The organism is Dysgonomonas hofstadii, assembly GCF_014196915.1.
Lineage (GTDB): Bacteria > Bacteroidota > Bacteroidia > Bacteroidales > Dysgonomonadaceae > Dysgonomonas > Dysgonomonas hofstadii.
Genome location: NZ_JACIEP010000019.1, coordinates 21,315 through 40,053, shown reverse-complemented (window position 1 = coordinate 40,053; position 18,739 = coordinate 21,315). Strand labels below are relative to the sequence as shown.

Genomic DNA, 18,739 nt, shown 5'->3' with positions numbered 1-18,739 from the left:
TCAGAATAAAGTTACAGGTTCGGTCTCTTTTTTTATCACAACATTGTTGGGGCAATTGAACACTACCCGGAAAGAATATGTTCCGGTAACCGGAGGTTCCATTAAAAGGAGTAACATGTCGTAATCCCTGTCATTGTGAGTAGAGATTTTAAAGAACTTTGTAACATCGCTGTTTGCAGGATGATCTTCATCGAAATCCTCATTGCAGATGATCGTAGGGTTATCCGGAAAGTTCAGTATTACTATATTGTCGTAAGAAAATTTCTTGTTAAAAGAAAAAGGTTTCTTCTCATTCGGGGTATATCCTACAAGATAATTTACACCAATAACAAAAGCGTTCCGGTTGACAGGCTCTTCAGAGATATATGCATCTTCCCCGGAATTATCCAGATTTACCACTTCGATATTTACCAGATAGACATCACCATCCTCTTCCGGACATGATGTCGCTGTAAAAATTATAAATGCCAATACAGGCAATAAATAGAATTTCATTTTCATTGTCAAAATAGATAAAAGATTTATATTGGGTATTGTGAAAATATCGAAAATGAAATTTTGTATAGATTTTAAAGAATGCCCCTCTCCTTTAGCATTAATCTGACTGATACCCAATCTACAAAAGGCCTGTCTGACATTTCTTCATCTAAGATCAGCGGGCAACCCAGGTTGGCGTCATCGATATAAAGATGGCCGTATGCTTTTGGTGAAGAAGTCCAGAAACGTTGTGTGGGATTTTTTTGGATGCCGTATAATGCTATTTCATTATCTTCGAACCATTGTGCAGCCTCGGTCAACACGTTCTCTTCTACGATAACTTCTTCTCCGTTCACTTTTTTTTTCTTTTTACGGTCGCTGCGCATTGTAAAAAGAATCAGGCGATGTCCGTTTTCCACCAATTCTTTCAGAACAGGGACTGCTCCTATATCTTTCCCTATCTCGGGAAAATCATGTGTTACACATGTTCCGTCAAAATCTATACATATATCCATATTACTATGATGATTTTTTTAATTGTTTTGTTGCATAAAAAAGAAAACCCGGACAAATATAAGTCCGGGTTTTCAATTATTTGTATCTGATTGATATTATTTTCTTTCTTCTTCGATAGAACCTTTGATATCGTCTTCTATACCACTAACTCCGTCTTTGAATTGTTTAATACCTTTACCTAATCCTTTCATCAGTTCAGGTATTTTTTTACCTCCGAAAAGAAGTAATACAACTATTGCGATAATAATAATTTCCCCTGTACCAAGGTTTCCTAAAAATAAGAGTGTGCTCATCCGTACTGATTTTTAATGTATTAATATTTAGTCCTGCTAAATTAATCAGAATATAGTTATTTCGTATATTTTTTCACATATTTTTATCTATTACAATATTTGTGCACGAAAATGCTGTATTTTTATGACTAATTTAGCAAAATTCAAAGTCTTGTCTGTTGAAAAAAGATAATACGTCATATAACCAGATACTAAAGTCTACGACCATCTTCGGCGGGTCGCAGGTCATCACTATCCTTATCGGGCTGATACGTACAAAAATTATTGCTGTGTTACTGGGTACGATGGGGATCGGTCTCATCGGGATATTACAGTCTGTCATTGATATTATGCGTTCGACTTATAGTCTGGGTATGGATACCTCGGGCGTAAAAGAAATAGCAATGACAAGTGCTAAAGGAGATAAAACCACCCTCGAAAGGACGGTATCACGGTTTAATTTGTGGTTCCGGACAACAGCCCTACTTGCTTTACTTACATGTATTGTCTTAGGTTATCCGATAAGTAACTGGGCATTCGGCAATGGGGAGTATGCCCTGCATATAGCCTTGTTGTCGGTTTGTGTATTCTTTGTAGTAATAACAACAGGACGATCGTCCATATTACAGGGGTTGCGAAAGATTCCCGAAATGGCAAAAACTACTATTTTGGGAAGTTTTATAAGTTTGATATTTACAATACCTATTTATTTTATCTGGGGAATTGACGGCATTGTTCCGGCTTTTGTTGTAAGCAGTTTTATTTCATTTCTCTGTGTGGAATATTATTACAGGAAACAGCATCTCAAAAAAGTAAAAATTCCGCTGAAAGAAGTTTTTTCCGGTGGAATGGATACTTTAAAGCTAGGAATCTATATTGTAGTATCGGGACTGGTGGGAACAGTAAGTATGTTCCTTATCCGTGCATTTATAACAAAGAATATAGGTGTAGAAGCCACAGGATTGTTTCAGGCATCGTGGGCTATAACAAGTGTGTATCTGGGCCTAATACTAAGATCGATGGGATCGGACTTTTTCCCCCGCTTGTCAGCTATCATTGAGAATAAAACAGAAGTGAAAAAACTCGTAAACGAACAGAGCTACATTGTATTGCTGATAGCGACTCCTATTATTGTAGGTATGTTGGTATTCTCCGGCTTAGTGTTGAAATTACTCTATTCGTCCGAATTTTTGAATGCGGCTACTATCCTTCAATGGCAGGTATTGGGCACCTTCCTGAAAGTAATGAGCTGGCCTGTCGCGTTTATTATGCTGGCCAAAAACAAAGGCCTGATGTTTTTGATAACAGAGGTGGCTTTTTATGTCGTTTATCTTCTTTCTGCTTACTTCCTTTACCCTCAATATGGGGTGGATGCGTCGGGTATCGGTTATTTTATAGCTTATGTGGTATATTTTCCTTTTGTATTCTGGATTGGAATGCAAATTGCAGGATTCCGCTGGAACAAGGACGTTATGATGATGGCTTTGATAAATCTGGCACTAATCTGCTTTGCTTTTCACACAGCTTATTACTACCCGGATAGTCTGTTGTTGGGTATCAGTGTATTATGTATATCATTAGCATATACATACTACAATCTGAGAAAGGTCTTTAGTATAGATGATCTGAAAAATTGGTTTAGAAAAAAAGAGTAATTATTTTTTCCGGTTCTTTTCCATTTCCTTTACCCGGGGTATCACAAGGCTGTCTTCGATGTAAGTATGTGCTTCCAGTTCTTCTTCCGCCATATAGAGTTCCATCAGTATATTTACCATCAACATCTGGTCGGTGGTTCCCGGAACGTATTTCATCAATATCTGTTTCAGGTCGTTCATCTTTCCTTCAATGTCATTATGCCTTTCTTCAAAGATATTGATCGAGTAGCTGTCTTTACATGATTCGCTCATCAGGCAGCGCACATAAGGAAATACAGTGTCGTCTTCATACTGCATGTGTTCTTCCACTTCCTTGGTATAGTTATCGAAAAAATCGAGTACTACATGCTGCAAGCCTTTGTCTGATCCGGCAAAAACCAGTTCCAGCTTGCGTCGGATATTGGGTAGTCTCATCTCCAGAAAATAACTGTGCGAGCCTTTCAGGTATTGCAGGAATGGTTCTAATGGAAGTGTATTAAAGACTTGTTGTACATTTATGATCGATTTGTTGGATTGGAAATTTGCCAGAAAGATGAAGCAATCAGGATCGAATCCGTTTTCCCTGCATACAGTATCTACATTCTTCTCCCCGAACCCCAGCGAAATATTCAGTTTGTTCAGCAGAAGCAGAAGCCGGTAGTCGGCATCTATCAGCTCCGACATTTTCATCGACTTTTTGAATATGATTGTTATATTTTGCATGACTTTATATTTAAGTAATAGAAAGTATGTATTTAACGATAATTTTAGAGTTATAAACAACTTAAACAGTTATACCTACAAAAGAAATAAAGAGGTCTGCGACCTTATTCGTCCTGATATTTTATTTCGGAAATATCTACTAACTTATTGATTATCGCATATATAGTAAGTCCCGATATACTGTGCACCTTTAACTTGCGGGTTATATTCCTGCGATGTGTAATAGCCGTATGTATAGAAATGTTGTGATGTTCGGCAATTTCTTTATTACTCATGCCTTTGACCACACTTATCAGTATTTCTTTTTCCCTGTCGCTCAGTTCTTCCTGATCCGACTGTGGATTTAATTCTTTATTCAGGCAGTTATGCAATGTTTCTTCTATCTTCGACTCCGAGTCATTGATTCTGATTATGGCATCGTATGAACGGTAAAATTGTTCATCTATAAGATTGTAGACCAGAGCTATAACCGCTATTTTTTTATTTAAATTGAGCTGATTGCGTACATCCTGCCTTGCCGAATGTCCCAGAAGCATGGGATTGATAAGCACGGCATCGGGTTGCAATATGCTCAACTGATAACTAATATCTTCCATTTCTTTCAGTTCCACGACCTTCCCTACGCTCGACAGCTGGGACAGCACATAGACCAAGCCCTTACGGATAATATATGATGTTTCGGCAACAGCCAATACTTTTTTCGTATTCGACATCTTTCTTATGACAGTTTCTTATCTGGAATGATTCTTTATAAGAGGCAAATTTCGTCATAAAAAATATTATAAACAAATGTTATCAAGTATAAATATATATCTATTGCACATATTATATAAACAATAATTAGTTAGTTTTGTTAAAAATAACGGAGTTATACTAACATTTTATGATCAACTTTAAACAAATTACACTATCTGACAAGAAGGATATAGATGCCTGTTTTGACGGAAATCAATACCGTGCATGCGACTTTTGCTTTGCCAATCTGTATGCATGGAACGCCAAATTTAAAACGGTATTTGCGATAGAGCATAAGACTATTTTTCTCCGTTTTCAGGATTCTGACGGGCAGCTTTACTATATGATGCCTATAGGTAAAATGCCTCTCAGGGAAGCATTCGGCAGAATAATGCAAGATGCGGAGGAAAACCGTATTCCCTTCCAGATGAAAGGGATCAGTAAAAAGATGTGGGAACAAATACAGCATGAAATGCCCGATACATTTTACTACATACCTGACAGAAACAACGATGAATACCTCTATTTTTCTGAGAGGCTGATTAAACTTTCGGGCAAGAAACTGCAAAGTAAACGTAACCATATCAACCGTTTCAAGGCTGATAACCCAGACTGGGAGTATTTTCCGCTGACATCCCGGAAAGAACTGGATGAATGTTCCCGGATGCTTGATGAATGGGAAGAAGTAAATGTTGCGAAAATAGATTTCTCGCAGCGTTACGATTACATCGCCACCAAAATATTACTCCGTGACTTTGATATACTACAGCTTCGGGGTGGGGCTGTCAGGGTGAATGGACGGATAGTTGCGTTTACTATTGGCGAGCCGCTTACCAATGATACTTTTGTTGTGCATGTGGAAAAAGCCTTCGGAGGAATTAATGGAGCTTATACAATCATTAACCAGCAATTTATAGAACACGAGGCGTCGGAATTTACTTATATCAACCGTGAAGAAGACATGGGAATGGAAAATCTCCGTAAAGCAAAATTGTCTTACTATCCCGACTTATTACTGGAAGAGGCGATTTTGATTCCGTTAGTCAAATAAAGGATGTATCTTTAGCCTATGATCCAATTTGCAGATGAACATATTACCCCTGTTGTACGTCAGATGTGGAAAACCTGTTTCGGTGACACAGAAGAGTTTTTAGACACTTTTTTTAAATATAAGTATAAGCCCGAAAACACGTTGCTGTATTTTGAAGAAGGAAAAGTTGTGGCATCTCTGCAAATGCTGCCTTATACAATCACTTTCTATGAACAGGAGATCCCGTTTGCCTATATGGCAGGATTGTGCACGCTTCCCGAATACAGGAAGAAGGGGTTCATGGCTCAATTGATACACAAAGCGCATGAAGTGATTTTGCAAAGGAATATTCCTTTGGCTATACTTATACCTGCCGAGGACTGGCTTTACGGCTTTTATGAAAAGTATGGATACGAACAAGTGTTTGAAAAAGACGACAATCCTATCCCATTAAAAGAGATTATAGATACTTACCCCGGTGAAAAGGCTGCCTATAAGGAATTTGATTCGTTATTTAGATCAATAAATTTTTGTGTACAAAAAACAGAATCTGATTTCAGGGCGATAAAGGAAGATTTTATAGCAGAAAACTGTCCGGTAAAAACGAACCTCTCGGGTATGTCCCGGATTATAGACGCATGGACACTGTTAACTTTGTATGCAAAAGATAACCTCATGCAACATTTCAGGATAAAAGTAAATGATGATACCGGAGAATCTTTTATTTATCTCATAAATAGAGGAGAAGTGGAGCTTATTGTGGAGTCGGACGAAAAGGCTGATCTGGAAGTGGATATTTGTCTGTTGTGCCGTTTATTGTTCGGGTTCAGACTGGAGGAAACAGATCGTAAATACCATCAGTTTTTTGGGAACCATAATCCTATAATGAATCTGATGCTGGAGTAAGCTATAAAAAATCTTATTTCGGACAGGATAACATATTTTATATGCTTTTTCTCTGGAAGAAAACAATTATCTTTGGACTTCGATAAACCCACAATAATATATGGATAATTTTACCTGGAAAGATATTGTAGACATCCTGCTGGTAGCAACAGTAATGTATCAGGTATACCGTGTTGTCTCCAAATCAGGGACTGGGGTTATCTTTAACGGGGTTTTGGCTTTTATCATTATCTGGATATTGGTTTCACAGGTTTTCGAGATGCGCCTGATGGGAGCTATTCTCGATAAATTTGTCAATATCGGGCTGTTTGTCCTTATCATCATATTTCAGGACGATATCCGCCGTTTTCTGATCTCTTTGGGATCAAACCGTACTTTCCGTTTCTTTTCCCGTCTGTTCAGGTCGAAAGATAAAGGAGAACTTAACGATTCTGTCGTTACTTCTTTAGTACTGGCTTGTATGAATTTAGCCAAAACATATACCGGAGCCCTGATTGTGATAGAACAGGAAATAAAACTCGGTAATTTTGAAGAAACCGGAGAAATGATAGAAGCTGATATCAGTACCCGCCTGATAGAAAATATTTTCTTCAAAAATTCACCTCTGCACGATGGCGCGATGATAATTGCCGGAAATAAAATAAAGGCAGCGGGGTGCATTCTTCCTGTATCGCAGAATCAGGATATACCCAAAGCATTCGGTTTGAGGCACAGAGCGGCATTAGGACTCTCGCAGGAGACAGACGCAAAAGTGATCGTCATTTCCGAGGAAAGGGGGAAGATATCATTTGCCAGTGAAGGCAAAATAGAAGCAAATATCACTCCTGAACGGTTACAGGAATTATTGATAGGGACAATGAGAAAGAAAAAGAGATAGTCTCTTTCATCCTTTTTGGGGATTGCTTCTTATAGAGCCTGATTATAACCTTTAATATAAAATTCTTCAACTACCGGTTTATTCTGTTTTGCATACAACTCTTTTATAAAAAATCATCCGGAACTTATGGTATGAATATTGTATTATCAGAATAAATATCAATTGTAAATAATTTATATATACTTCTTCTTATCTTTGGATTAAGAAAGGATAGACAAAATGAAATTTAAGCTCACTTCAAATTATAAACCTACAGGAGATCAGCCGGCTGCGATAGCCGCTTTATCCGAAGGCGTGGTTCAGGATATTCCCTCACAAACCTTGTTGGGGGTGACAGGATCGGGAAAAACCTTTACTGTCGCCAATGTTATTCAGAACGTCGAAAAACCTACTCTGGTACTGAGCCATAATAAAACACTGGCAGCACAGTTATACAGCGAATTCAAAACCTTTTTTCCAGAGAATGCAGTCGAATATTTTGTTTCTTATTATGACTATTATCAACCTGAAGCATACATTCCTTCGACAAATACATACATTGAAAAAGACCTCTCGATAAACGATGAGATAGAAAAACTACGTCTTGCCACTACAACCTCATTATTGTCGGGCAGACGTGATGTTATCGTAGTTTCCTCAGTTTCCTGTCTCTATGGTATGGGTAATCCCGAAGACTTCGAGAACTCTACGATTTCCATCAAAGTAGGACAAAAACTGGTTCGCGATGTGTTTCTCCGTGCACTGGTAAGTGCATTATATTCCCGTAACGAAGTCGATCCTCAGGCTGGTAATTTCAGGGTGAAAGGCGACACGGTAGATGTATTCCTTGCTTATGGAGACCCTGTGGTAAGGGTCGTTTTCTGGGGAGACGAGATCGAAAGCATCGAATGTCTCGATCCGGTAAGCGGAGTAAAAATGGAGAGTTTTGACGATTTCCGTATTTATCCGGCAAACTTGTTTGTTACTACCAAGGAAAGGATGGTCAGGGCAATATCCGAGATAGAGATAGATTTGGGACGGCAGGTCGATTTCTTCCAATCCATCGGAAAACCATTGGAAGCAAAACGGTTGTATGAACGGGTTACTTACGATCTGGAAATGATACGTGAGGTGGGGCATTGTTCGGGTATAGAAAATTATTCCCGCTATTTCGACAATCGTAAACCCGGCACCCGTCCATTCTGCCTTCTCGACTTCTTCCCCGATGATTTTCTTATGGTAATAGACGAAAGCCATGTAACCATTCCTCAGATAAGGGCCATGTATGGAGGTGATCATTCCCGTAAAGAAAATCTGGTGGAGTACGGATTTCGCCTTCCGGCAGCTCTGGATAACCGTCCATTAAAGTTTGAGGAATTTGAAGCGCTTGTACCGCAAACAATATATGTGAGTGCAACCCCGGCCGACTATGAGCTGATGAAGTCGGAGGGAGTGGTTGTTGAGCAGCTTATCCGTCCTACCGGACTGCTTGATCCGCCGATAGAAGTACGACCGAGCCTGAACCAGATAGACGACCTGATGGAAGAAATACAGCTCCGGGTTGAAAAAAATGAGCGCACACTGGTAACCACACTGACCAAGCGGATGGCAGAAGAGCTGACAAATTATTTGATAAACAGCGGTATAAAGTGTAGCTATATCCATTCGGATGTGGATACGCTGGATCGTGTACAGATAATGGATGAGTTGCGTAAAGGGCAATTCGATGTGCTTGTTGGGGTTAACCTCTTACGTGAAGGTCTCGACCTGCCTGAGGTTTCGCTGGTGGCTATACTGGATGCTGACAAGGAAGGCTTCCTTCGTTCACACCGTTCGCTGACACAAACTGTCGGACGTGCTGCCCGTAATGTGAACGGGAGAGTGATTTTCTATGCAGACAAGATTACCGAAAGTATGCAAAAGACTATTGACGAAACCGATCGTCGCCGCGAAAAGCAAATGGCATATAACAAAGAACATGGTATTATTCCCCGCCAGATAAAGAAAGGGCATACATCGGTCTTTAGCCTGCGTAAACTGGAGCAGGTTTTGGTTAAGTCGTACCATCAGGAAGCACAGGATATGGCCATTGCTTCAGAAGATAAGATAGAATACATGAGCAAGGACGAACTGAAAAAAGCCATTGAAAAAGCGAAAAAACAAATGACTGCCGCTGCCAAGAAACTGGAATTCCTTGAAGCGGCGCAGTTCCGTGATCAGATAATAAGATTGGAAGAGGTATTGAAGGAAAAATAAGAACTTTATATCGATCAAAAATGTTGAAAAAACAGGATGTATTTAATAATCTTGTTTTTAATTACAACTGGCTTTAGATTTAATCCTTACTAAGGTAATAAAAAGGTCTGTGACCTTATTTGAAAAGATATAATCTATGTTATTACAATTCTTATTCATTCTTGCAGCTATCATCGTCGGTGCCCGTATACAGGGTATCGGATTGGGAGTAATGGGAGGCTTGGGACTTGCAATCCTGGTCTTTGGCTTTGGCCTCGAACCCACCTCTCCGCCAATAGATGTGATGCTGATGATAGTTGCCGTAATTGCTGCCGCAGGCTGTATGCAGGCCGCCGGAGGTCTTGACCTGATGGTGTCGCTGGCAGAAAAGTTTCTGCGTAAACATCCGCAACACATCACTCTATATGCACCAATGGTAACTTATCTGTTTACGTTCGTAGCCGGTACAGGCCATGTGGCTTATTCTGTACTGCCTGTTATTGCTGAGGTAGCACACGAAACGAAAATACGCCCCGAACGTCCTCTTTCCATCGCCGTTATAGCTTCTCAGCAGGCAATAACGGCCAGCCCTATTTCGGCTGCTACAGTCGCATTACTTAGCATGCTGGCCGGGTTTAAAATTTCATTGATCGATATTTTGATGATAACCATACCTGCAACCCTGATTGGTGTATTGCTGGGAGCATTATTCAGTATGCGTATGGGAAAGAACCTGCATGAAGATCCTGAATATCTGAAACGGCTTGAAGAGAGGATGTTTGAGGATGAAAATAAGGAAGAAAAAAAGAACTATAAATTGAAAAGTAAAGCAGGGCTCTCTGTATTGATTTTCATTCTGGCTACGATTTTGATTATTCTTTTCGGGTCTGTGGAGGATTTACGGAATATAGGAGGAAAGGAAATCGGCATGCCTGTTGTTATTGAAATATTGATGCTTTCGGCGGCGGCGGTCATCCTCCTGTTGACAAATACCAACGGAATAAAAGCAGCGCAGGGCTCAGTATTCGTCGCGGGGATGCAGGCTGTTGTTGCCATATTCGGTATTGCCTGGATGGGCGATACATTTATCAATGGCAACATGCAGGAACTGAAGGAGTCAATAGAAGGAGTAGTCAGGTCTATGCCGTGGATATTCGGGATAGCGTTGTTTGTTATGTCAATATTGCTATACAGCCAGGCGGCCACAGTCCGGGCATTAATGCCTTTGGGGCTAACCCTCGGTATCTCACCATGGATGTTGATCGCACTCTTCCCTACGGTCAACGGATATTTTTTCCTGCCTAACTATCCTACTGTTGTTGCCGCTATCAACTTCGACCGTACCGGTACTACACGTATCGGAAAATGGATACTTAATCATTCATTCATGTTTCCCGGGTTAATAGCTACTATCGGGGCAGTATGCACCGGATTGCTGTTAATAACTTTGATAGGTCATTGAGAAAATAGATACGATGAAGACAGAAAAAGAAAAAATGTTGGCAGGCGAATATTACAATGCAGCAGATAAGGAGCTGATAACCCGTTGGCATCTTTCGAAGAAACTGATGAAGGAGTATTTTCTGGCAGATACCACAGACAAAGGATTGCTCGATAAAATATTGGACGAGCTCATTGGTTCGAGAGGCGAGAATGTCTGGATATCTGCGCCTATATATGTCGATTACGGAGAAAATATACATATAGGTAATAATTGCGAGATTAACATGAATTGTACTTTTCTCGATTGTAATACGATTACGATAGGAGATAACACAGGTATCGGCCCTAATGTACAGATATATGCGGTAACTCATCCTGTTGAGCCGGATGAAAGATTAACACATCCGGCCAATGACAGAGACGCTCCGTCTTTCTGGAATACCTATTCGGCACCTGTGGTTATCGGTTCGAATGTGTGGATAGGAGGAGGCGCGATAATTTTTGCGGGAGTCACTATCGGCGACAATACTACAATCGGGGCGGGCAGTGTGGTAACTAAAGATATTCCTGCTAACTGTCTGGCAGTAGGCAATCCGGCGAAGGTGATAAAGTATTTCGAATAAAATATCCTCGTCTTCTTTTATATCAAACTTTGTTAAACGGATAATTGTTATAATTAAAAACTAATTTGAATAGAACAATATGGAATTTATAACGTCAGAAAAGCTCACCATAATGGGTGCTGCAGGTATGATTGGTTCTAATATGGCCCAATCTGCTATTTTAATGGGTTTATCTTCAAATATTTGTTTATATGACCCTTATGCCAAAGGTTTGGAAGGAGTTGCCGAAGAATTGCTGCAATGCGGATTTAGTGGGTTGAACATAACCTATACCAGCAATATAGAAGAGGCACTAAAAGACAGTAAATACATTGTGAATTCTGGAGGAGCAGCGCGCAAGGAAGGGATGACCCGCGAAGACCTGCTGAAAGGCAATGCCGAGATCGCCATTCAATTCGGAAAAGATGTAAAAGCTTATTGTCCTGAGGTAAAACATATTGTGGTTATTTTTAATCCGGCAGATATAACAGGTCTTCTGGCTCTCTTATATTCAGGGTTGAAACCTTCGCAGGTAACTACTCTTGCAGCTTTGGATAGTACGAGATTGCGTAATGAATTATCGAAACATTTCCATGTTGATCCCGATAAAGTTGAAAATTGCAGGACGTATGGAGGGCACGGTGAACAGATGGCCGTATTTTCATCTACAACTAAAATTGACGGGAAGCCATTAAATGAATTGATCGGTACACCGGCTTTGACTTCCGGGCAATGGGACGATATAAAGCAAAAAGTAATACAGGGTGGAAGAACAATTATGGAACTTCGGGGACGCTCTTCTTTCCAAAGCCCTTCTGTACTTTCATTGGGAATGATACGGTCTGCGATGGGAGGAGAGAAATTTAACTGGCCTGTAGGTGTATACGTGTCAGATGGAGCGTATAATCATATAATGATGGCTATGGAAACTGTTTTAGATAAGACAGGTGTTCACTATAAAGACATAAAGGGAACACCCGAAGAACTCAGCGAATTGGAAGAAAGTTATAAACATCTTTGTGATTTGAGAGATTCTTTGATCAGCTCGAAGGTTATTCCTCCTATTAGTGAGTGGAAAAATATTAACAGTAATCTATAATATAGTATTTCCATACTATATATATTTTGCATGGTGCACTAAAATGTTTCGATATTTTAGTGCACTACGTATTTAAACTAAGACATTTTATACAAAACTATTTTGTATTTTTGTTCCCTCAAAATGATAATCAACTATTAATCATGGAAATTGCAAGTAAATACAACCCTGTTGAAGTAGAGGACAAATGGTATCAGTATTGGCTTAGGAATAAATATTTTCATTCCGAGCCAGACAATCGCGAACCGTTCACGATAGTCATTCCTCCGCCAAACGTCACCGGAGTGCTTCATATGGGGCATATGCTTAACAATACCATACAGGATATACTGGTGCGCCGTGCCCGCATGATGGGCAAAAATGCATGCTGGGTACCCGGTACTGATCATGCATCTATCGCTACCGAGGCGAAGGTTGTAGCTAAACTTGCGTCCGAAGGGATCAGCAAAAACGATCTTACCCGTGAGGAGTTCCTGAAACATGCATGGAACTGGACGCATAAGCACGGAGGTATCATTCTCGAACAGTTGAAAAAACTGGGAGCGTCCTGCGACTGGGACAGGACTTGTTTTACTATGGACGAAAAACGTTCCGAGAGTGTGATCAAAGTCTTTGTTGATCTTTATAATAAAGGACTGATCTACCGTGGTGTTCGCATGGTGAACTGGGATCCTGCGGCACAAACCGCCGTATCGGATGAAGAGGTTATCCATAAAGAAGAACACGGGAAATTGTATTATCTGAAGTATAAGATAGAGGGAGAAGATGATTACATTCTTGTTGCCACCACACGCCCTGAAACGATCTTTGGAGACATTGCCGTGTGTATCAATCCGAATGATCCGAAAACGGCTCATATGAAAGGTAAAAAGGTAATTGTACCTGTTGCAAATCGTGTCGTGCCGATCATCGAAGATGATTATGTGGATATGGAATTCGGAACAGGATTTCTGAAAGTAACACCTGCGCATGATGTGAACGACTATATGCTAGGTGAAAAACATAATCTGGAAGGTATCGACATCCTGAATGACAATGGCACGCTCAACGGGCACGGGCTTCAATATGCCGGAATGGATCGTTTCGAAGTGCGTAAGAAGATAGAGAAAGATTTACAGGATTTAGGCTTGCTCGAAAAAGCTGAACCATATACCAATAGTGTAGGCTACTCGGAACGTACGCATGTGCCGATCGAGCCGAAACTGTCGATGCAATGGTTCCTGAAAATGGAACATCTGGCAAAACCAGCATTGGATGCTGTAGAAAATGATACAATCAAATTCCATCCTGCGAAGTTCAAGAATATGTACCGTCACTGGATGGAGAATATCAAGGACTGGAATATTAGCCGCCAATTGTGGTGGGGTCACCAGATACCTGCTTACTATATTGAAGCCCCCCTTAGTCCCCCCGAAGGGGGAAATTGGGGCTATGTAGTAGCCGAAAACGAAGAGAAAGCAAGAGAATTGGCAATTGCCAAATACCCCTCCCTCGGAGGGGCTAGGGGAGGCTTCGATCTCCGTCAGGATGAAGATTGCCTTGATACGTGGTTCTCTTCGTGGTTGTGGCCTATCTCCGTTTTCGATGGTATCAATAACCCTGATAATAAGGATATAAACTATTACTATCCGACGAATGATCTTGTAACCGCTCCCGAAATTATTTTCTTCTGGGTGGCACGTATGATCATGGCAGGATATGAATATCGTGGTGAAGCCTGTTTCCACAATGTATATTTTACCGGTATCGTTCGCGATAAACAGGGACGTAAGATGTCGAAATCGCTTGGTAATTCACCCGATCCTATCGAACTGATGGAGAAATACGGTGCCGACGGCGTGCGTATGGGTATGCTGCTCACTTCGCCTGCCGGTAATGATTTGCCATTTGACGAAAGTCTTTGCGAACAGGGACGTAACTTCAACAACAAGATATGGAATGCTTTCCGTCTGGTAAAAGGTTGGGAAGTTAACGATAGTATAGAGCAACCAGAATCGGCAAAAACAGCGATCAAATGGTTCGAAAATATATTGGCAAAGACTGTTGCCGAACTTGATGACTCATTCGGAAAATATAAATTGTCGGAAGCATTGATGACTGTTTACAAACTGTTCTGGGATGAATTCTCTTCATGGTATCTGGAAATGGTAAAACCTGCTTATCAACAACCGATAGACAGGAATACTTATGAAGCAACCCTAGCCTATTTTGATTCGCTACTTCGTCTGCTTCATCCGTTTATGCCGTTTATTACCGAAGAACTTTGGCAGGCATTAAGTGAAAGAAAAGACGGGGAAAGCATTATGATATCGGATATGCCGAAGGATTTAGCTTTTAATGCCGAATTACTTGCTTCATTCGAAAAAGTAAAGGAAACTATTGCCGGGGTACGCACCATCCGTTTGCAAAAGAACATCCCGAATAAAGAAGAACTGACATTGGAAGTTGTCGGAGATTATAATACGGAATTCAATAGTGTTATCTTAAAAATGGCTAACCTTTCAGGCATTAATTATACAACAGAAAAAGATCCTACTGCCGCATCATTCCTTGTCGGTACGACAGAGTTTTCTGTTCCGTTGGGTAACAATATAGATATAGAAGCCGAACTGAAAAAGCTGAATGAAGAGCTTGTTTACCTCGAAGGTTTTATCAACTCGGTAAGAAAAAAGCTAAGTAATGAAAAATTCGTTGCCAATGCTAAGCCTGAGATCGTAGACAACGAGCGCAAGAAAGAAGCTGATGCAGAAAGTAAAATAAAAACCATAAAAGAAAGTATTGCTAATCTGAGCAATGCAGGCAATTGAGTTTAGCTAGGCCAAATATAGGAATGGAGACCTGAAGTCTCCATTTTTTTTATCCGGTGATTAACGTTTTTTTGTTAAATAGAATTATTTACTTAATTTTAGAATGTTCTAAAGCATATATAATCTATTAATAAGCTGATATTATGAAAATTATCAAAAATTCTTTTTTGTTGCTTATCACTCTGGCAGCAAGTGTAAATGTATCTGCTCAATTTCCTGTATCGTTTGGCGTAAAAGCCGGAATGAATTTGTCAGAGATACAAAAAATGGAAGATGACATTAAGGTCGGTTTTAATATTGGATTAACTGCGGAATTGGCATTGCCAAGCAGTTTCTACCTGTTGTCAGGTGTCGAATTTACAACTAAAGGTGCTAAAAGCGGAAGTTTAATTTCGGGAGTAGATAGCAAGGCTACCTATAACGCAATGTACCTGCAATTACCCATACATGCCGGATATAAATTCGACCTGGTTCCCGGCACGAAACTTTTTGTTCATCTGGGGCCGTATCTGGCTTATGGTGTAGGTGGAAAAATAAAATGGGATGCAAAAGAAATAGAAAACACGGATTTCTTTAATGATGATTCCAACCGTTTCGACTTTGGTATTAGTGGGGCTGTAGGTGTCGAATTCTTAAACAAAATAAATGTAAGCCTTGGTGCCGACCAGGGTCTGACAAAAGTAATTAAGGACACAAAAACAAAAAATCGTGCAGCGTATATCAGTGTAGGATATAAATTCTGATATTAGTTTACCGGGATTTATATAAACAGATAACTGAGGCTGTCCAAAAGGGAATTGAATTTGGGCAGCCTTTTGTGCATCTGTCTGTCGTTAGATGAGGTTCTTAAAAGACATATCAACCATCAGGGATCTTTGACGCATAAAATCTGAAGAAGTTGAAGAAAAGAGAAAATCTATCAATAATTAAATCGTAATTGTTGCAACTCATATAGCAGTTAATTTTTAAAGACTGGCACCCCCGGCACTTTTGTGTATGGTATTGGGTGTTTGTTATAATTATTCAGGTTCTTTATCTATAGGATAAACAATGAGCAAATGTGATAATATGCCGATGCTCCAATGAAGAATGAAAAATTAAATGCATTGTTTACTGTTAACTGAATCTGTCATGTTTGTCAGGTTTTTGTTAAAAATGAAAAGGATAAAATTATTATAAGTACATGACAAAAAATAGAATATAAACCTATACTGCCCTTACAGGGCGTCCTTTCAGGGTTTATGTTTCCCGACCCAAGGCGTTGCCATTGGGCTTTATTATGTAGCCCTTTCAGGCCATCCGGAAAGGAAATAGGCTGAAAGCCTGATATATTCTAGCCCGGGGCAACGCCCCGGGTACTTATAGCCCAAGAGGTTACGCCCTGTAAGGGAAACATAATAAGCCTTTTAGATATATGTAAAATATTTTTTGTCATGTACTGTGAAAATTATTACAAAAATGTAACATTTGCCTCGCCTTCGCTTCGGCGATTGTTGATTGTAACTTTTTGGTTAACTGATTTTATTTATAATATTCACAATTAAATATATATCGATTTATGATCATCAAATGCGATAAAAATATATCTTTGCACAAAGATTCAACCAGAGAAATATGAAGAAATCACATTTTCTGCAAACACTCTATTTACAAAAGCCTCTCCTTCTCATCTTACTTATAGCCACTCTATCAACGTTGCCGTGGATTGGCCTGGGAGATTTTTATACAAAAGGAGAGCCTCGCGAAGCGGTGTTAGCCATATCTATGATAGAAAAAGGAGAATGGGTTATCCCTTCCAATTATGCAGATGAATTTGCGTATAAACCTCCTTTAAATCATTGGCTTATTGCCGGGTGTTCCCTTCTTCTCAACAAGGGAGAAGTTACACCTTTTACTTCACGGTTGCCTTCAGCTCTGGCTTTTATCGCGATGATCGGAATTTGTTTTATGTTCTTTGCCCGCAGGCGACCTGTGCTAGAGGCCTTTGTTTCGTGCCTGATCCTGATCACCTGCTTTGAAGTACACCGCGCAGCTATGACTACACGGGTAGATATGGTACTTACTTTCTTTTTTGTGGCAGGTCTCATACAGATGTATACATGGTATAAAAAGCGACGAACAGGCCAGCTTCTATCGGTATGGTTCCTGTTGAGTATGGCGACATTATCGAAAGGACCTGTAGGTATTTTGCTTCCATGCATGATTTTTGGAGTCTTTTTGCTAATTCAAAAAGAAAACTTTCTGAAAGCCACCCTTAAATGCATTATGCTCGGGCTACCGGCTATTATTATTCCTTTTATCTGGTACTATGCAGCATACCAAATAAGAGGAGATGCATTCCTCGACAGGGTATTGTTTGAAAATGTAGGCAGATTTTCACATATGGCAGCTTCAGAAATGGGTGCAGGATATGAATTAGGACATGAAAACCCGTTCTGGATGTATGGTGTCTATTTACTATCAGGATTTTTACCATGGACACTTCTTTTGGTAATATCCTTGTTCTTTATAAAATATAGCAAACCCAAATCTTCCCTCAAAGAGACTATTACAAATGCCTTCAATAAGCTGATGTCTATGGACAAAGTTTTACTATTCAGCCTGACAGTCGTTGTTATTTCTTTGATATTTTACTCCATTCCTCTATCGAAACGAAGTGTTTATATACTACCGGTCTATCCGTTCCTGGCTATATTTATAGCGAGGTTTTTTATCTATCTGGCCGATGCGAAGCCAATGGCTGTACGCATCTCAACATCTATGTTGGTCGGCATTTCTATATTGGCCTTGGCGATTGTCGGTCTGGCATACACAGGTCTTATCGATGTAGAGGAATTATCTTACCATATATCGAAAAGAGAACGTACTCTGCGCGATTTCAAGTTGTTTTCAGATATGTTTATTCAGCCCGGAATATGGGGCTTACTGGCTATTACTGTATTACTTTGGGCTATAATAAACAGTATTTACCTGCTTCGCAAGAAAATGAATGTGAAGATACTTATGGCTGGATTTGGAGTTATGCTGGCAATCAATATTTTTATGGATGCGTACCTTTTGCAAGGATTTAAGGATGGCTACTCTGTACGTCCATTTGCGAAGAGGCTGTCTGAGAAGTATGAGCTGACGGGAAATGTATATGTAACCAATGATCTTTTGAAATACCGCAACTTCTACGGATTGAATTTCTATCTTCATAATAATTTCAAAAACATTGCTCTGGAAATGCCCGATACAGGTTTCTTTATTGCATTGAAAGATGAATACGGAAGAATACAGGAAGAGTATAAAGATTACGAGTTCACCCTGTTAGAGTCCAGTGACAAGTATAATGAATATAAGGGAGAGATCGGCTTTTACAGAATAAAGAAAAAAGACTGAGAAAAGAGCACAAACTGAGAAAC

Annotated in this window: 16 protein-coding genes; 11 read left to right on the top strand and 5 right to left on the bottom strand. The window is 39.9% G+C overall.

Going from position 1 to position 18,739, the window contains the following annotated elements:
- The 3 genes from GGR21_RS18535 to GGR21_RS18525 form a co-directional block, all read right to left on the bottom strand.
- Complete coding sequence (locus GGR21_RS18535) at positions 1-501, bottom strand: DUF5034 domain-containing protein (RefSeq protein WP_183308762.1); 501 nt, start codon at positions 499-501, stop codon at positions 1-3.
- 68 nt (positions 502-569) lie between these two features.
- The gene (locus GGR21_RS18530; protein WP_183308761.1) at positions 570-992 is read right to left on the bottom strand and encodes a hypothetical protein; all 423 of its coding nucleotides are present in this window, start codon (positions 990-992) and stop codon (positions 570-572) included.
- 96 nt (positions 993-1,088) lie between these two features.
- Positions 1,089-1,286, bottom strand: coding sequence for a Sec-independent protein translocase subunit TatA/TatB (locus GGR21_RS18525; RefSeq protein ID WP_183308760.1), 198 nt, complete (start codon positions 1,284-1,286; stop codon positions 1,089-1,091).
- A 158-nt stretch (positions 1,287-1,444) separates the two neighbouring features.
- Between GGR21_RS18525 and GGR21_RS18520 the strand changes: the two genes are divergently transcribed.
- On the top strand, positions 1,445-2,920 hold the full coding sequence (locus tag GGR21_RS18520; protein ID WP_183308759.1) for an O-antigen translocase: 1,476 nt from the start codon (positions 1,445-1,447) through the stop codon (positions 2,918-2,920).
- Here the strand turns inward: GGR21_RS18520 and GGR21_RS18515 are convergent, their stop codons facing one another.
- Together GGR21_RS18515 and GGR21_RS18510 are read right to left on the bottom strand one after the other, a co-directional pair.
- A complete protein-coding gene (locus GGR21_RS18515) occupies positions 2,921-3,622 on the bottom strand; it encodes a hemerythrin domain-containing protein (protein WP_183308758.1) in 702 nt (233 codons plus the stop codon).
- A gap of 104 nt (positions 3,623-3,726) precedes the next feature.
- On the bottom strand, positions 3,727-4,335 hold the full coding sequence (locus GGR21_RS18510) for a response regulator transcription factor (RefSeq protein WP_183308757.1): 609 nt from the start codon (positions 4,333-4,335) through the stop codon (positions 3,727-3,729).
- Positions 4,336-4,505: 170 nt separating this feature from the next.
- On the opposite strand from GGR21_RS18510, the gene GGR21_RS18505 reads away from it, so the two are divergent.
- The 10 genes from GGR21_RS18505 (at position 4,506) to GGR21_RS18460 (ending at position 18,716) form a co-directional block, all read left to right on the top strand.
- Complete coding sequence (locus tag GGR21_RS18505; protein WP_183308756.1) at positions 4,506-5,408, top strand: DUF2156 domain-containing protein; 903 nt, start codon at positions 4,506-4,508, stop codon at positions 5,406-5,408.
- A gap of 18 nt (positions 5,409-5,426) precedes the next feature.
- Complete coding sequence (locus tag GGR21_RS18500) at positions 5,427-6,293, top strand: GNAT family N-acetyltransferase (RefSeq protein ID WP_183308755.1); 867 nt, start codon at positions 5,427-5,429, stop codon at positions 6,291-6,293.
- A gap of 100 nt (positions 6,294-6,393) precedes the next feature.
- On the top strand, positions 6,394-7,170 hold the full coding sequence (gene cdaA, locus GGR21_RS18495; protein ID WP_183308754.1) for a diadenylate cyclase CdaA: 777 nt from the start codon (positions 6,394-6,396) through the stop codon (positions 7,168-7,170).
- A gap of 219 nt (positions 7,171-7,389) precedes the next feature.
- The gene (uvrB, locus tag GGR21_RS18490; RefSeq protein WP_183308753.1) at positions 7,390-9,405 is read left to right on the top strand and encodes an excinuclease ABC subunit UvrB; all 2,016 of its coding nucleotides are present in this window, start codon (positions 7,390-7,392) and stop codon (positions 9,403-9,405) included.
- A gap of 136 nt (positions 9,406-9,541) precedes the next feature.
- On the top strand, positions 9,542-10,846 hold the full coding sequence (locus tag GGR21_RS18485; protein WP_183308752.1) for an anaerobic C4-dicarboxylate transporter family protein: 1,305 nt from the start codon (positions 9,542-9,544) through the stop codon (positions 10,844-10,846).
- Positions 10,847-10,859: 13 nt separating this feature from the next.
- Positions 10,860-11,450 (top strand): sugar O-acetyltransferase, encoded by a 591-nt coding sequence (locus tag GGR21_RS18480; protein WP_183308751.1) that lies wholly within the window; start codon positions 10,860-10,862, stop codon positions 11,448-11,450.
- Positions 11,451-11,529: 79 nt separating this feature from the next.
- Positions 11,530-12,528, top strand: coding sequence for a malate dehydrogenase (locus tag GGR21_RS18475; RefSeq protein WP_183308750.1), 999 nt, complete (start codon positions 11,530-11,532; stop codon positions 12,526-12,528).
- A 143-nt stretch (positions 12,529-12,671) separates the two neighbouring features.
- Positions 12,672-15,335 (top strand): valine--tRNA ligase, encoded by a 2,664-nt coding sequence (locus GGR21_RS18470; RefSeq protein ID WP_183308749.1) that lies wholly within the window; start codon positions 12,672-12,674, stop codon positions 15,333-15,335.
- A 143-nt stretch (positions 15,336-15,478) separates the two neighbouring features.
- On the top strand, positions 15,479-16,078 hold the full coding sequence (locus GGR21_RS18465) for a porin family protein (RefSeq protein WP_183308748.1): 600 nt from the start codon (positions 15,479-15,481) through the stop codon (positions 16,076-16,078).
- 871 nt (positions 16,079-16,949) lie between these two features.
- Positions 16,950-18,716, top strand: coding sequence for an ArnT family glycosyltransferase (locus GGR21_RS18460; RefSeq protein WP_183308747.1), 1,767 nt, complete (start codon positions 16,950-16,952; stop codon positions 18,714-18,716).
- The last annotated feature ends 23 nt before the right edge of the window (positions 18,717-18,739 follow it).

Excerpts from the sequence above, each read along its gene's own strand:
- GGR21_RS18535 (WP_183308762.1), bottom strand. The coding sequence starts at position 501 with ATGAAAATGAAATTCTATTTATTGCCTGTATTGGCATTTATAATTTTT.
- GGR21_RS18460 (WP_183308747.1), top strand. The coding sequence starts at position 16,950 with ATGAAGAAATCACATTTTCTGCAAACACTCTATTTACAAAAGCCTCTC.
- GGR21_RS18470 (WP_183308749.1), top strand. The coding sequence starts at position 12,672 with ATGGAAATTGCAAGTAAATACAACCCTGTTGAAGTAGAGGACAAATGG.
- GGR21_RS18465 (WP_183308748.1), top strand. The coding sequence starts at position 15,479 with ATGAAAATTATCAAAAATTCTTTTTTGTTGCTTATCACTCTGGCAGCA.
- GGR21_RS18480 (WP_183308751.1), top strand. The coding sequence starts at position 10,860 with ATGAAGACAGAAAAAGAAAAAATGTTGGCAGGCGAATATTACAATGCA.
- GGR21_RS18530 (WP_183308761.1), bottom strand. The coding sequence starts at position 992 with ATGGATATATGTATAGATTTTGACGGAACATGTGTAACACATGATTTT.
- cdaA (WP_183308754.1), top strand. The coding sequence starts at position 6,394 with ATGGATAATTTTACCTGGAAAGATATTGTAGACATCCTGCTGGTAGCA.
- GGR21_RS18510 (WP_183308757.1), bottom strand. The coding sequence starts at position 4,335 with ATGTCGAATACGAAAAAAGTATTGGCTGTTGCCGAAACATCATATATT.
- GGR21_RS18525 (WP_183308760.1), bottom strand. The coding sequence starts at position 1,286 with ATGAGCACACTCTTATTTTTAGGAAACCTTGGTACAGGGGAAATTATT.
- GGR21_RS18515 (WP_183308758.1), bottom strand. The coding sequence starts at position 3,622 with ATGCAAAATATAACAATCATATTCAAAAAGTCGATGAAAATGTCGGAG.
- GGR21_RS18500 (WP_183308755.1), top strand. The coding sequence starts at position 5,427 with ATGATCCAATTTGCAGATGAACATATTACCCCTGTTGTACGTCAGATG.
- GGR21_RS18485 (WP_183308752.1), top strand. The coding sequence starts at position 9,542 with ATGTTATTACAATTCTTATTCATTCTTGCAGCTATCATCGTCGGTGCC.
- uvrB (WP_183308753.1), top strand. The coding sequence starts at position 7,390 with ATGAAATTTAAGCTCACTTCAAATTATAAACCTACAGGAGATCAGCCG.
- GGR21_RS18475 (WP_183308750.1), top strand. The coding sequence starts at position 11,530 with ATGGAATTTATAACGTCAGAAAAGCTCACCATAATGGGTGCTGCAGGT.
- GGR21_RS18505 (WP_183308756.1), top strand. The coding sequence starts at position 4,506 with ATGATCAACTTTAAACAAATTACACTATCTGACAAGAAGGATATAGAT.